This is a genomic window from Venatoribacter cucullus (genome assembly GCF_016132445.1).
Classification (GTDB): Bacteria; Pseudomonadota; Gammaproteobacteria; order Pseudomonadales; family Oceanobacteraceae; genus Venatoribacter; species Venatoribacter cucullus.
Genome location: NZ_CP046056.1, coordinates 1,012,008 through 1,025,884, shown reverse-complemented (window position 1 = coordinate 1,025,884; position 13,877 = coordinate 1,012,008). Strand labels below are relative to the sequence as shown.

The 13,877-nt window shown below is 57.5% G+C and carries 13 protein-coding genes; 8 read left to right on the top strand and 5 right to left on the bottom strand.

The features are described from left to right. The first annotated feature begins 52 nt into the window (after positions 1–52). From GJQ55_RS04950 to GJQ55_RS04930, 5 genes are read left to right on the top strand one after another with little or no spacing between them, the layout of a single operon-like run. Positions 53–847, top strand: coding sequence for a glucosaminidase domain-containing protein (locus GJQ55_RS04950; RefSeq protein WP_228346402.1), 795 nt, complete (start codon positions 53–55; stop codon positions 845–847). A 1-nt stretch (position 848) separates the two neighbouring features. Next, the gene (locus tag GJQ55_RS04945) at positions 849–1,223 is read left to right on the top strand and encodes a PilZ domain-containing protein (RefSeq protein WP_228346401.1); all 375 of its coding nucleotides are present in this window, start codon (positions 849–851) and stop codon (positions 1,221–1,223) included. Between the two features lie 29 nt (positions 1,224–1,252). After that, entirely contained in the window at positions 1,253–2,434 is a 1,182-nt protein-coding gene (locus tag GJQ55_RS04940; RefSeq protein WP_228346400.1) for an acetate kinase, read from the top strand. Continuing rightward, on the top strand, positions 2,431–4,545 hold the full coding sequence (gene pta / locus GJQ55_RS04935) for a phosphate acetyltransferase (RefSeq protein ID WP_228346399.1): 2,115 nt from the start codon (positions 2,431–2,433) through the stop codon (positions 4,543–4,545). Before GJQ55_RS04940 ends, pta begins: the two co-directional genes overlap by 4 nt. A 26-nt stretch (positions 4,546–4,571) precedes the next feature. Then, positions 4,572–5,453 (top strand): acyltransferase, encoded by an 882-nt coding sequence (locus GJQ55_RS04930; RefSeq protein ID WP_228346398.1) that lies wholly within the window; start codon positions 4,572–4,574, stop codon positions 5,451–5,453. Between the two features lie 3 nt (positions 5,454–5,456). Here the strand turns inward: GJQ55_RS04930 and GJQ55_RS04925 are convergent, their stop codons facing one another. From GJQ55_RS04925 to GJQ55_RS04915, 3 genes are all read right to left on the bottom strand, one after another. Beyond that, positions 5,457–6,707, bottom strand: a complete 1,251-nt coding sequence (locus GJQ55_RS04925) for a GGDEF domain-containing protein (RefSeq protein WP_228346397.1) — start codon at positions 6,705–6,707, stop codon at positions 5,457–5,459. Between the two features lie 152 nt (positions 6,708–6,859). After that, entirely contained in the window at positions 6,860–7,867 is a 1,008-nt protein-coding gene (locus tag GJQ55_RS04920; RefSeq protein ID WP_228346396.1) for a hypothetical protein, read from the bottom strand. 7 nt (positions 7,868–7,874) lie between these two features. Continuing rightward, positions 7,875–8,738 (bottom strand): cation diffusion facilitator family transporter, encoded by an 864-nt coding sequence (locus tag GJQ55_RS04915; protein ID WP_228346395.1) that lies wholly within the window; start codon positions 8,736–8,738, stop codon positions 7,875–7,877. A 165-nt stretch (positions 8,739–8,903) separates the two neighbouring features. On the opposite strand from GJQ55_RS04915, the gene GJQ55_RS04910 reads away from it, so the two are divergent. After that, complete coding sequence (locus GJQ55_RS04910) at positions 8,904–9,701, top strand: tetratricopeptide repeat protein (RefSeq protein WP_228346394.1); 798 nt, start codon at positions 8,904–8,906, stop codon at positions 9,699–9,701. On the opposite strand, the gene GJQ55_RS04905 is transcribed toward GJQ55_RS04910, so the two are convergent. Then, complete coding sequence (locus GJQ55_RS04905; RefSeq protein WP_228346393.1) at positions 9,673–10,860, bottom strand: 1-acyl-sn-glycerol-3-phosphate acyltransferase; 1,188 nt, start codon at positions 10,858–10,860, stop codon at positions 9,673–9,675. The genes GJQ55_RS04910 and GJQ55_RS04905 overlap by 29 nt on opposite strands. Positions 10,861–10,988: 128 nt before the next feature. Here GJQ55_RS04905 and GJQ55_RS04900 point away from each other — a divergent pair, with 128 nt between their 5' ends. Further along, a complete protein-coding gene (locus GJQ55_RS04900) occupies positions 10,989–11,396 on the top strand; it encodes a hypothetical protein (RefSeq protein ID WP_228346392.1) in 408 nt (135 codons plus the stop codon). Here the strand turns inward: GJQ55_RS04900 and GJQ55_RS04895 are convergent, their stop codons facing one another. Continuing rightward, the gene (locus GJQ55_RS04895; RefSeq protein ID WP_228346391.1) at positions 11,397–11,939 is read right to left on the bottom strand and encodes a helix-turn-helix domain-containing protein; all 543 of its coding nucleotides are present in this window, start codon (positions 11,937–11,939) and stop codon (positions 11,397–11,399) included. An 81-nt stretch (positions 11,940–12,020) separates the two neighbouring features. Between GJQ55_RS04895 and GJQ55_RS04890 the strand changes: the two genes are divergently transcribed. Beyond that, positions 12,021–13,871 carry an EAL domain-containing response regulator gene (locus GJQ55_RS04890; RefSeq protein ID WP_228346390.1) on the top strand — a complete coding sequence of 617 codons (1,851 nt, stop codon included), beginning with the start codon at positions 12,021–12,023 and terminating at the stop codon, positions 13,869–13,871. Positions 13,872–13,877: the final 6 nt, after the last annotated feature.

Here is a 13,877-nt window from a genome sequence, read left to right as displayed (position 1 = left end):
GATGAGATCCATCCGCTACACTAGGCGGTATCGCAAACAAAACTGCTATCCGATGAAAAAAATACTCTTCAGTCTGCTGCTGATACTCGCCGGTTGTGATCAACCAGACCAGCACACCGCCGGCCCGGCCACGTCCTTCGACGTGCCGCCCATGCCCGATTTTTCCACCATCAATGATGTACAAGAAAAAAAGCAGGCATTTTTCGATTACCTGCTGCCGCTGGTTGAGGAAGCCAACAGCCGCATTCTGGCTGAACGCGCGCTGGCCGAAAAATGGCTGCTGGAACCCGACAGCCTGAGCACAGCCGAACAGCAGGAACTGCAGCACCTGCTGGAAAAATACCGTATTACCACCGATATTCCGGAACAACAGCAGGACTTACTGCTGCGCCGCGTGAATGCTATTCCGCCATCGCTGGTACTGGCGCAGGCCGCCAACGAATCGGCCTGGGGCACGTCACGCTTTGCCCGCGACGGCAACAACCTGTTCGGCCAGTGGTGTTTCAGTGAAGGCTGCGGCCTGATTCCGGAAGGCCGGGGCGACGATGCACGCCATGAAGTACGCGCTTTTGCTGACCCGCTGCAATCCATCGAAAGCTATATGCGCAACCTCAACAGCCACCCAAGCTACCGGCAACTGCGTGAATTACGCCTGCAGGAACTGGAGCAACAGGGTTACCCCAGCGGTATTACCCTCAGCGAGGGATTACAGAGCTATTCCGAGCGCGGCCAGGACTATATTGATGAAATTCAGCAGATGATTGAGTTTAATCAGCTGCAACGCTTTGACGTAACCTCTCCGGGCGGCGACAATCAGCGCGATTCTGATTCTGCTTCCGGGGAATAAAGTGCAACCAGCCGAACGTCGTTTCCGTCAGCGCCAACCTGCTGGCCGGTTAAAACTCGAATTTTGTCTGTTCAACTGGTTTGGACGCCCGAAAAAACCCCAGCCGGCCACCGTCAGCGACTTTGCCATCAGCGGCCTGACCATGCTCAGCGATCTCAGGCTGAAGCCCGGCCAGCGCCTGTTGCTGAATCTGGCCAGCCATGATCACCGCCTGCAGGCGGTCCCCGCCCGCATCATCCGTGGTGATGAACATACCGGCCACTATCGTTACGCCGTTCAGTTTACCCTTGGCGACATGCCTGCCGGCGCCAGCCGCGCGGCCTATTCCGTACTGCATCAACTGGAGCAAGGTCTGAAGCGCCCACAGGCAGCCTGACACCGCTCCACTTACCCGGGAACATACACATGGATTCTGTACTGGTTATTAACAGCGGCAGCTCTTCGGTAAAATTTGCCCTGTATACCTCCGCCACCGCCGCCCACCCTGCCCTTACGGCACTGGCCGAACGCCTGAATGAACCCGGCTCTGCCATCCGCATCCGGGGCGAACTGGAACATCAGCAATCTCTCGGCGAACACGCCAGCCACCGCAGCGCCATGCAGGCCTTTCTGCAACTGGCGCAACCCTGGCTTGGCAATCTGCGCGGTGTTGGCCACCGGGTTGTACATGGCGGTGAGCGTTTTGCACACAGCACCGTTATTGACGACAGCAACCTGGCCGATCTGGCCAGCTTATCGGCCCTGGCCCCATTGCATAACCCGTTAAATGTGCAGGGCATTGAACTGTGCCGTGAACTCTTTGCCGGCATTCCGCAGATTGCAGTTTTTGATACCTCGTTCCACCAGAGCATTCCGGAAGCGGCTTACCTGTATGGCGTACCTTATGACTGGTATGAACAGGATGCCGTACGCCGCTATGGTTTTCATGGCACCAGTTACCGCTACGTTACTCAGGAAGCGGCCCGCCGGCTGCACAAACCGGTCGAAGAAACCAATCTGCTGATTGCCCACCTGGGCAACGGCTGCAGCGCCACCGCGGTTCGTTTTGGCCAGTCCGTCGACAGCACCATGGGCTTAACCCCACTGGAAGGCCTGGTGATGGGTTCCCGCTGTGGCGATATTGACCCCGGCCTGATCGAACACATGCAACGCAGCCGTGGCCTGACGCTGGAACAATGCATGCACGAACTCAACCGCAACAGCGGTCTGAAAGGCTTATCCGGTCTCAGTAACGATATGCGCACCCTGTTACAGGCGGAGGCCGACGGCAACGCCACGGCCAGGCGCGCCATCGATGTGTTCTGCTTCCGCGTCGCGCGCAGTTTTGCTGCCTTGTCAGTGTCGCTGGCCGATATCGATGCCGTGGTCTTTACCGGCGGTATCGGTGAGCACGCCGCCGGAGTGCGTCAGCGGATTCTGGCCGCCTGGCGTAACCGGAACTTCCGCCTCGACAGCAGCCTGAACCAGCAACATGGTGATGACCAGGGCCGCATTACCCAGCAAGGATCACCACTGGTATTGGTCGTTCCGACCGATGAAGAACGCATGATTGCGCTGGATACTTACCAGCTGACCGAGGCCTTATGATCAATATTTTTATTGCCCCCACCGGGCTGGAAAGTGGCTTAACCAGCATCAGCCTGGGGTTAATCCGGGCGCTTGACGCGCAGGGTCTGAAAGTGGGTTTTGTTAAACCGGTAGCGCCCGGCTATGCCGCCAGCGAGCGCTCTACCCATCTGGTGCGCACCCTGCTGCATCTGCAGACACCCGACCCCATGCACCTGAATCTGGTGCAACAGCGGGTCAGTGACGGCATGCTCGACCGGGTGCTGGAAGACACCGTCGCCCTGCATGCCATTGCCAGCCGCGACTGCGACGTGGTGCTTATTGAAGGCCTGGTACCGGACCGCAGCGAACCTTACACCGCCAAACTGAACGCCGAAATTGCCAAGGCCCTGAATGCTGAAATTCTGCTGGTTGCCAGCGGCCGTAACCGCACCGTCCAGCAGGTCCAGACCGAGCTGAAAATCCAGCTGGGTATCTTTGGCGGAGCCCAGGCCAATCTGCTCGGTTGTGTGATTAACAAAGCCGGCCGCGGCCCGCGCCATACCGGCATCCCGTCGGTGGGTGAAGTTACCCCGGCCACCCAGAGCGAAGATTTCAGCCAGCTGAAACTGAATAACTGTCCGCTGCTGGGTACCATTCCCTGGACCGCCGAGCTGATCAGCCCGCGTACCCTGGATGTCGCCCGCGCCCTGAATGCCGAGATTCTGAACGCCGGCGAACTCGACACCCGCCGGGTTATGCGCATTGCCATGGGCGCCCGCTCGCTGGGCAATATGATCGACGTATTGCGCCCCGGCACCCTGCTGGTTGCCCCCGGCGACCGCGACGATATTCTGGTCGCCGCCGCCATGGCCGCCACCAACGGCACCCCGCTGGCCGGCTTGCTGCTGACCCACGGCATCAAACCGGCCGACAACCTGATCAACCTGTGCCGCAGCGCGCTGCAAACCGGCATTCCGGTGCTGCAGACCCACCTCGATACCTTTGCCACGGCGCAGCAGCTGACCCACATGGATACCCAGGTCGCCATTGATGACGCCGACCGCGTCCAGCTGATTATGGAAACCGTGGCCAACCATCTGGACATGCCCACCCTGATGCAGCAACTGGGGCAACCCCATGCCAGCCGCCTCAGTCCGGCCGCGTTCCGCTATCAGATGGTGGAAAAAGCCCGCGCGGCCAACAAGCGCATTGTGCTGCCGGAAGGTGAAGAACCCCGCACCATTCAGGCTGCGGCGATTTGTCAGAGCCGTGGTATTGCCAACTGCGTGTTACTGGGAGACCCGGAACGCATCGTCCAGATAGCCCAGGCCAACGAAGTGGAACTGCCCGACGGGCTGCAGATGATTGCCCCCGCCAGCGTGCGCCAGAACTACGTCGCCGGTATGGTCGAGCTGCGCAAACACAAACAACTGACCGAACCCATGGCGCTGGCGCAGCTGGAAGATAACGTGGTGCTGGGTACCATGATGCTGGCGCAGAACGAAGTCGACGGGCTGGTATCCGGCGCCATTCACACCACCGCCAACACCATCCGTCCGGCGCTGCAGCTGATCAAAACCGCGCCCGGCGCCAAGCTGGTGTCGTCGGTCTTTTTTATGGGTTTGCCCGATCAGGTGCTGGTGTACGGCGACTGTGCGGTTAACCCCGACCCAAATGCCGAAGAGCTGGCTGATATTGCCATTCAGAGTGCGGAATCGGCCCTGGCCATGGGCATCAGCCCGCGCATTGCCATGGTCAGTTACAGTACCGGCAAATCCGGCAGCGGTGCCGATGTGGAAAAAGTCCGCACCGCCACCGAACTGGTGCGTCAGCTGCGCCCCGATCTGATTATTGACGGCCCGCTGCAGTATGACGCCGCCACCACCGCCAGTGTGGCCCGCAGCAAAGCACCCGACAGCCCGGTGGCCGGCCAGGCGACGGTACTGGTGTTCCCGGATCTGAACACCGGTAATACCACCTACAAAGCCGTGCAGCGCAGCGCCAATGTCATCAGCATCGGGCCGATGCTGCAGGGCCTGGCCAAGCCGGTCAACGACCTGTCGCGTGGGGCCTTAATTGAGGACATCGTTTATACCATTGCGCTGACGGCCATTCAGGCCCAGCAACAAGAACAACAACCAACTGAATAATAAAAAAATACCCGGGAGCCACCGTTATGCCACCTGTAATCACCGGCGTTATTGCCAGCCTGCTGCTGACCCTGAACATTATGTTCTGGTGCATCCTGCTGTTTGCTTTTACGCTGCTGAAAATCATTCTGCCCATCCGTCCGGTGCGGAAATTACTGACCGCCATTCTTACGTTAATTGCCAACGCCTGGGTCAGCTGTAATTCTGGCTGGATGTGGTTAACCCAGAAAATGGACTGGACCATTCAGCGCCCGTCCGGGCTGGATAAAAAAGGCTGGTATTTCGTGATCAGCAACCACCAGAGCTGGGTGGATATTCTGGTACTGCAACACGCGCTGAATGGCCGCATTCCGCTGCTGAAATTCTTCCTCAAGCAAGAACTGATCAAAGTACCCATTATGGGGGCGGCCTGGTGGGCGCTGGATTTCCCCTTTATGAAACGCTACAGCAAGGCCTACCTGGAAAAGCACCCGGAAAAGCGTGGTCAGGATCTGGAAACCACCCGCAAAGCCTGCGAAAAATTCCGCGATATGCCCACCAGCGTAATGAATTTTCTGGAAGGCACCCGTTTTACCCAACACAAGCACGATGAGCAGCAATCACCCTTTACTTATCTGCTGAAACCCAAAGCCGGTGGCATGGCCTTTGCCATGAGTGCCATGGGCGAGCAGTTCCGTTCGGTATTGGATGTCACCATTCATTACCCGCAGGGTATTCCGACCTTCTGGGATTTTCTGCAGGGCAAAATGCAGCGCTGCACCGTCATCATCAACGAAATCGATATTCCGCAGGAATTACGTCAGGGTGATTACGATGCCGATGAACAATACCGGCTGAATTTTCAGTTGTGGGTGCAAAAGCTCTGGGAACAAAAAGACCAGCAACTGCAACAACTGCACAATGCCTGACAATCAGGCACTGACCACGCAATTACGGCCCTTATCCTTGGCCTGATATAAGCGCCGGTCGGCGCGGCGCAGCAGTTCATCGCTGTGCTCACCGACCGCCGGAATCATCGCTGCCACCCCGGCACTGAGGGTACAGAAACCCGCCTCCGAACGTTCGTGCGGCAACTGCAGAGCCGCCAGATCAAGGCGGATTTTTTCCGCCAGCCGGGCGGCATCCGCCGTGCTGCTGCCGGGCAATAACAAAACAAATTCCTCACCCCCGAAGCGGGCGCACAGATCGGCCGGACGCTGGCAATGCGCAGCAATCACTCCGGCAATGCTTTGCAGGCAAATATCGCCCTGCTGATGCCCGTAACAATCGTTGTAATCCTTAAAGCGATCGGCATCGATCATTACCAGTGCCAGAGGTTGCTGCTGGCGGATGGCGCGGCGCCATTCAATATCCAGCTGCTGTTCAAAATAACGCCGGTTGGCGATACCGGTAAGGCTGTCGGTGGTCGACAGTTCATGCAGTTGCCGGGTTAATACTTTCAGCCGTACCGCTTCCAGGGTTAACAAACGGTTCTGCACATAGTCATTACGGGCGCCGGACTCCACGGCATAGGCCAGATAGGCACCCAGACCAATCAGCATCAGCCAGAACGACACAAACAGCGGAACGAAGACCATCAATATCTGATCCATCTCCGCCTGGCCGGTTTGTAACGGTTGCAACAACAGCAGCAAGACATATAACGCAAACAACCCCAGCGATACCGTCAGCATCGCCCGCATGCTGAGCCGCAGCGCCACCATGGTAAACACCTGAATCGGTACCATACCCAGGTGATAGGCGAAGCGCATTTCCGCAGGAATCAGGGTAATAAAAAACAGCACTGAAGCACCGGCTGCAAAGACACCCACAGCGGCAACCACCATCATATAAGGGGCCAGAAAAGAACGTGGCACCCACCACAACAAGGCAAACAAGACCGCAGCAAAACCGACACGCAGGCTGACCAGCAACTGGGCGCTAGCCCCTCCCAGCAGAATATCAGACCAGCAAAATGCCAGATAAAACAACAACCCACCGGCAATAATCCGCCGGTCGATCTCCAGAAAGCGGCGATTACGGGCGCGCAGATATTCGTGTTCAAGCAACCGGGGAAACCGGCCGATACGACGCCCGCGGTGCAGTTGCTGAGTCAGAAAATCAACATTCTGACTGATCTGTTCCAGGGCATCATCCTGGTTGAGGGTATGTGAACTTTGCACACAGTGCTTCCGTATAAAGCGGATTGTTATTATTTAAAAAAACAACAGGAGCATCGGTCAGAACGTGACAAAGCAGAAGTTATTTTTTGTCACCGGCCACGTACATTCGGTAACAGCTGCCTCGGCAACACAGTGGCGGTTCTGCCGGCTGGTCAATCCTTTGAAATCAGCGACTCCAGCCGCAACATCAATACCGGCCGGGTGCGGTAATCGGTATCACGATGCCATTCAAATTGCGGTGCAATCTCAAAAAACATCCAGTCACGATACACCTGCCGCCGGTAACGCACCCCGGCGTAATAACTGTAAAAGGTGGCACCCTGTGCCGAATCGCCACTGGCACCCGCGTTGTAAGCCAAGACCGAATGCGGCCCCAGCTCATGGTAAAGCGCTAAATCGTAGTTCAGATCAAAAAACCGGTTATCCAACAGATAACGGGCGCGGGTATTAATACGGAATAATTTTTCCGTGTTCAGCGGATAATCCAGCCGCAGTTCGGTATCTTCCCCCCAGCCATCGTCACGGAAATAATACAGCGTCTGCGTTGCCCGCATTTCCCATTCCGACAGATAAGCGTAACGGCGGGCCCGGAAGCGGCTGAAAGGATTGAACGGCAAGCCACCGCGGATACCCACATCAAAATCGGTACGCCAGGCCGCCCGTTCATTCACCAGAAAACGCAGGGCGGTGGAATAACTGGTGTTATCCACGGAATCCAGAAAATTCTGCTGCACGCCATCGTCTTCCTCATCGGATTCAATCAGCAGCTTAAGCCGGTCATTCGTGTTGGGAAGATCCAGCTTAACGCTGACCCCGAATTTAAACTCCAGCGCGTCACCGGATACCTTGCGCGTCGCCATACTGATTTTGCCGCGGGTACCACTGACGTCATCGCCAATCAGGTCGTCGCCAAAAAACGCATCCACAAAGAAAGAGTCCAGACTGCCGGATACCGAATTCAGATACCCCGCCAGCCAGGCGCGGGATGATTCCAGCGAACCGTCGGCGGCCAGTGTTTGCTGCGGTTCTGCCACCGTCTCCGGCGGCGCGGCCATGTCCGGTAAGCGGGCGGCCGCATCTTCCGGCAGCAACACCGGCTGGGGCCACCAGCTATACACCGGGGCGATCCACAGAATGGTCAGCAACAGCCAATAGCGCATCAGGGGGTCAGACCGGGTCCTGGTGAATAATAATCTGCGCCTGCGGAAACTCAGCCAGAATCGCCAGCTCTACCCGCCGGCCAATAGCATGGGCATCATACAAAGACTGCTGGCCATCCAGCTCCAGATGCAGCTGAATAAACTGCACCGGCCCGGATTGCCGGGTCAGCAGATCATGGCATCCCCGCACCCCGGGGCAGCTGAGTACCGCCTGCCGCAGACGGGACAGATCATCCGGCTCCATCGCCTGATCCATCAGCACCGTCAGCGCAGCTTTTACAATTTCCAGCACACTGGACAACAACACCAGTGCAATAACCAGCGCCACCACCGGGTCCAGCCAATACTGTTCCCAATAGGCGGCCAGTAACGCACCAACCACCGCCAGACTGGTGAGAATATCGCCGTAGTAATGGGCGGAATCGGCCTTAATGGCCAGGGAGCCCGTTTGCCGGTACACATAACGCTGATACAACACCAGTGCCGCAGTAGCCAGCGCTGAAAACAGCATCACCCCGATGCTCTCTTCCAATGCCGTGACCGGTTGCGGGTTCAGCAAACGCTCCACCACGTGCAACAGCAGCACCACCGCGGAACCCAGAATAAACGCCGATTGAATCAGCGCCGCAATGCCTTCGGCCTTGGTATGGCCAAAAGGATGGTCGCGGTCGGCCGGCACCAGTGCATAGCGTACGGCGTAAAAATTAACGGCCGAGGCGGCAATGTCCATCAGCGAATCCAGTAATGACGACAGCACGCTGGCGGAATCGCTCAATACCCAGGCAAAAATCTTGGCCGCCAGCAATATCAGCGCGGTGCATAAAGACGCCACCGCAGCGGTTTTAATTAATCTGGCACGTTGATCGGTCATGAATCTTTCCTTGGTTAAATCAGCCGGTCTGGCTATCGCCACCGCCATTGTGCCAGAACCGGAAAATATCTTCCCGCTGGCCTGAACCTACCTTTGCAGCGCCGGCAGCCCTGATTACACTGGCGCTTCTCACCGAACTCCAAAAATATGATCAGGGATACCAATATGATCAAGTTACTGTTTACCGCCTTCGCGCTGGCCGGCCTGGCGGGTTGTGCGGCTACCACCCCTATTCTGGTTGCCGGTACCGGCGCCCAGCAACTGGCGTTACACGACGAAAATATCAAGCTGCGGGCCGCCGCCGCCCTGCGCGAAGAACCCGATTTACTCACCTACTCGGTGCAGGCCATCAGTGAAGACCGCACCGAAGAAGCGGTTAATACCTATCTGTTGGGCTATAACAACCGCGAATACAGCACCAATATGAAATCCCTGGCGCTGTACCAGATTGCCCTGCTGTATATGAACCGTTACAACGATCAGCGGGACGACCAGCTGGCGCGCACCTATTTATTGCGCCATCAGCAGGAATTTCCGTCCTCACGGCTGGGGCCGAAAATTGCCCATCGTCTGCAACTGCTGGAACAGCGGGCGCAGGAACCGGTACAGCTGAATGCCAGCCAGTTACTGAAAGACGTTAACCGTAACGAACTGCTGGGCAGCGAGCGCATCACCTATGACGCAGAATTAACGCCCATGAGTGAACGTGCGATCACCCATAGCCGCACCGACGATGCCGAAGCGGTGTACCTGATACTGTACGAAAACAAAGCCTCATCCGATGAGATGCGCGCCAAGGCGCTGTATCAGCTCGGCCTGATTTTTATGAGCCCCTACAACCAGCAGGGCAACAACCAGAAGGCATTGGGTTATCTGCGGAAAGTTACCACCGAATTCCCCCGCACCTCGGTAGCCGAGCCGGCCAACCGGCGCATTAATGAACTGCTGAACCGGCAGAACTGAGCGTACCGGCCGCTAACAGGGGCATGGCATAGGTCTGCAACAACCGCTGGCGCACCGGTGCCGCCAGTGGTTGCAGACGCTGCTCCAGCTGGTTGGCCACCTCACTGTGCCATTCCGCACCACTGAATTGCTCATAACCGCTGAAGTCACGCTGCAGCAGTGCCAGCGCGGTACGCTGGACCGGTAAAATTTCCCGCATCTGCTCCAGTTGCCGGTCAATGGCCTGCGCCATCTGGTCAGCGCTGTTCAGCTCATCACCCGCCAGAGGGCGGCCAAAATCGACAATAATGCGGCCTTTCTGACCGGTCATGCCCAGCAGGATACTGCGGGTGTCTTCCCCCGGCGCTTTGTCGTAGCGGCCATTGTTAGCCAATGTCACCAGCTCATTGGCTTTTAAGACATCGCAGGGGTCCCACTCGTATTGAATACAGACCGGCACCGGCCGCATCTGCTGCAGGGTGCGGGTAAAGTCTTCGCCACGCTCACGGCCATTAAGCGCCAGCATTTTCAGCACTGCCGTATCGGTCGCATCCAGCCCGTCTTTGGCCCGGCCTTCACGCTGAGCAATCCAGATGGACACACCTTCGTCCAGCGACTGACGGATATACCCCGAAAGCTTCTGCAATTCGCGCAGTTTCTCGCGGTTATTGGCGAACGAACGCTTCACCACAAAGCTTTTATTCAGCCGCATGATATCGGCCACATCAGGGTGGCTGAGCAGATTATCGCCAATCGCAATGCGGCTGGTCGGCCAGCCGGCATGGTGCAGGCTGTAATTAATCAGCGTCGGATCCATGGCGATGTCGCGGTGATTGGAAATAAACAAATACGGCGTGCCCGGGGTTAAATGCTCGAGCCCACGCACATCAATCTGCTGCGATGAACGCTCCAGCAACAGCGCAATTAATGGCGCCAGCCAGCGCTGAAAGTCATCCACTGTTTTTATCGTGCGGGCCTGACGCTGCAGATACCAGCGCAACAGCGGGCTGAACAGGCGGTAATACCACCCGGGCTTAGCGGGAAAACGGAAGCGCAGCAACGCCCGGAACAAATCCGGGGAGTGCAGCAAACGTTGCAGTACCGCCGCAACTTCGGCGTCATCATAAGGACGGATATCGGCGTAAATATCGGCGCTATTGGCTGGATCGGTGTTCGGCATGAAGTCTCACAGACAGGGTCAGGTCAATGCAGGGGCGTTATTATGCCTCCGGTGGCACGGTATATCACTGCGCCATCCTGGTATATCCTAACGTCCCAAAGAGGTATTAACGACCGGAAATACAGCAAATGATTAATGAATGGCAGCCAGTAAAAACCACCACCGCGGCCCAGATTGACCTGCAAATGTTACAAATGTTCGCTGCTTTGGGCGAGCGGATACAGGCCGGTGAGCAGACCCTGGCGGATCAGCTCAGTGCCGCGCAGCAACAACAGGCCAGCGCCTGGCTGCAACTGCAGGAAGAAGACTGGCAACCAGCCCTGCAACAACTGCCACCGCAGCAGCTGTTTCCATTGGCACTCTTTTACACCCTGGCCGAGCAGCAGCTCAGCGGCTGGCAATGCGGCAAACGCAATCCGGCCATCTGGATCTTCCGCTGGTTGCGTCAGCACAACCAGTTACCCGACAAAGAGGCCATACGCCAACTGAAGAAACTGACCGACAACCGGTATATTCCTTACGGCAGCGTGCTCTGATCAGGCGCTTACCGCGCCACTCAGTAACGCCAGCAGGGCCTGCTGGTCCCGGGGCCATTGAAAGCAGTGCCAGCCATCGTTACAGGTTACCGGATCGATATCCTGATTGATCACCAGCAACAGACGGTCACGCTGTTCAGTATCCCGCAACAGGCGGGCTACTGAATCCTGGGCCGCACAACTGGTTACCACCAGCGCTGCTGGTTGCTGTTCAGCCAGCCGGTAACCAAACTGCAACGGATCATTCAACAGCAAACAATCCCAGCCGGCTTTACGCACGCAGGAAGCCAGTTCAGCCGAAAAATCTTCATTGGCGGTCAGCAACAACAGGGTACGTCCACCCTGCAGGAGTTCATCCGGCACCGGCATATTGTTGCGTTGCAAAAAGCTGATAAAACCCGCCACCGGAATCCGGTTATCACCGCGCCCCGGCAGTTTATAGGCTTCCAGGTGGCCACGTTCAATCCAGCGAATGACGGTCCGGAAGTTCACACCACAGTAGCGGGCTACATCTCCGGTGGTTAAGGCTTGTTTTTCCCTCACTGCAACATCCCGTTTGGTTATCACACTGAATTCCAGTATAGATAGCCTGTGCTTAAAGCAAGTTGAATTATGGAGTACTTCATGCAACGCACTCTGTTGCTGGTCGATGACGAAAGCGGCATCACCGATGCCATCAAACGTATGCTGCGGGGCGAACCCTGGCAAATACTGCAGGCCAGCAACGCCGATGAGGCGCTGCAGATGTTCGGCCAGCACAGTATCCATCTGCTGATTACCGACTACAAAATGCCCGGCACCGATGGCCTTACCCTGTGCCGGCAGGTGCGTGAACGGTCACCCGCCACCTATCGCCTGCTGCTGTCCGGCCAGGTTGATTACGCCGCCCTGCGGCTGGCCTGGCAAAACGGCGATATCCACCGCTTCGTCGCCAAACCCTGGGACAACCTGCTGCTGACACTGGATATCCACGAAGGTCTGCGCCAGCAACAACTGTTGCAACACAGCAACCATCTGCAGCAACAACTCAGCCAGCAGGAACTGCTGCTGTTAACCGATGAAAACTGGGTCGTACGCCACGCCAATGAACCGCTGTGCCGGTTGTTAAACTGCCAGCCCGCTGACCTGCATGGCATCAATCTGTTTGCCCCGGCACTCAGCGCCATGCCGGTCAGTCTGGAAACCGAAGTTACCCATCAGACCGAACAACAACAGAGCTGGCTGGGTATTTTTACCTTTCAGCGCCCCCACCAGGCGGCCATGACCACCCGCATGACCATCAGTCCGCTGGGGCCGAATTTCCGCCTGTGCCTGTGTCAGCCGGTCACCGGCACACTGGCACCCGAACGGGGTCTGCAGGACGAACTGCAACGCTACAGTGGCGAACATCATCTGCAGCGTCTGCAGCAGGATGCCGGGGCCCAGGCGCACGACGTGCAACTGCTGGTGATTACCTTCCCTCCCGGCGAGGTCAGCAACCGCGACGTGGCCTCCATCTGCTTTGAGCGACTGCAGGTGGCCAGTGGCGATCGGTACAATATTTATTCACCACAACCACAGAGTTTTCTGCTGTTATTGCCGGCTGATCTCGACCCCGTTGCCCAGCACGCTCTGCAACAGGCGATCCGCCTGCAGTTTGAACAACCGCTGCAGCTGCAACAGCGCCAGCAACCGCTGCATCCGCAACTGAGTCTGGAGCAGAAACCGGCGGACATTGACTGCTGGACTGACTGGCTGCGCCAACGACTGGGAATGCCCCGCGTCAGCATCCCCGCCGGGGCCGCCGATTCTGCTGTCGCCAGGCCCGTGGTTACGCCCACCCGTCCGACCACACCGGTGCAGATACGGCCGGTCTTCAACCGTTCCGGGCGTCTGGTGGCCGTGGAACTGCCGCCGCCAGATCAGCGTGATCAGGCAGACTGGTATGGCGGGCTGCAGGAATTGCAGCAACGCTGGCAACCACTGTTTGGCAACCCGATGAAGGTACTGCTGAATGTCAGTCAGGCCTCCCGCCGTGATACCGGCGCCCTGTTGCAAGCGTTAAACCAATTACCCGGCCACAGCTGGCAGGGGTTTGCCCGCATCAGCGAAGCAGACTTGCTGGACCAGAGCGATGCTGCCATCGCATTCCGTGACCAGCTGCGTGACCAGCACTGCCAACTGCTGTTGCAGCAATTCGGTCAGGGGTTTCTGAACCCGCGCCAGATCCTGCAACAACCCATTGCCGGCGTCTGTATGACGGCCGAATTTCTCAGCCAGTTGCGTGGCAGCAAAGTTACACCACAGAGCCGGCGTCTGTTGCAAAAACTGCATGAACAACCCCTGCTGCTGTATGCCGACCGCATAGACAGCCCGGAACAACTGGCCGCGGCGCACCTGAACCAACTGGACTGGCTGGCCGGGGATCTGCTGTCCCCTCTTATCAGCGCAGAACAGTTGCAATGGTTCGCCGGACAGGGTGATCAGGGCGCGTGATTCCAC

Coding starts and splice junctions, on each gene's coding strand:
- GJQ55_RS04950 (WP_228346402.1), top strand. CDS start 53: ATGAAAAAAATACTCTTCAGTCTGCTGCTGATACTCGCCGGTTGTGAT.
- GJQ55_RS04940 (WP_228346400.1), top strand. CDS start 1,253: ATGGATTCTGTACTGGTTATTAACAGCGGCAGCTCTTCGGTAAAATTT.
- pta (WP_228346399.1), top strand. CDS start 2,431: ATGATCAATATTTTTATTGCCCCCACCGGGCTGGAAAGTGGCTTAACC.
- GJQ55_RS04930 (WP_228346398.1), top strand. CDS start 4,572: ATGCCACCTGTAATCACCGGCGTTATTGCCAGCCTGCTGCTGACCCTG.
- GJQ55_RS04920 (WP_228346396.1), bottom strand. CDS start 7,867: ATGCGCTATTGGCTGTTGCTGACCATTCTGTGGATCGCCCCGGTGTAT.
- GJQ55_RS04915 (WP_228346395.1), bottom strand. CDS start 8,738: ATGACCGATCAACGTGCCAGATTAATTAAAACCGCTGCGGTGGCGTCT.
- GJQ55_RS04910 (WP_228346394.1), top strand. CDS start 8,904: ATGATCAAGTTACTGTTTACCGCCTTCGCGCTGGCCGGCCTGGCGGGT.
- GJQ55_RS04905 (WP_228346393.1), bottom strand. CDS start 10,860: ATGCCGAACACCGATCCAGCCAATAGCGCCGATATTTACGCCGATATC.
- GJQ55_RS04900 (WP_228346392.1), top strand. CDS start 10,989: ATGATTAATGAATGGCAGCCAGTAAAAACCACCACCGCGGCCCAGATT.
- GJQ55_RS04890 (WP_228346390.1), top strand. CDS start 12,021: ATGCAACGCACTCTGTTGCTGGTCGATGACGAAAGCGGCATCACCGAT.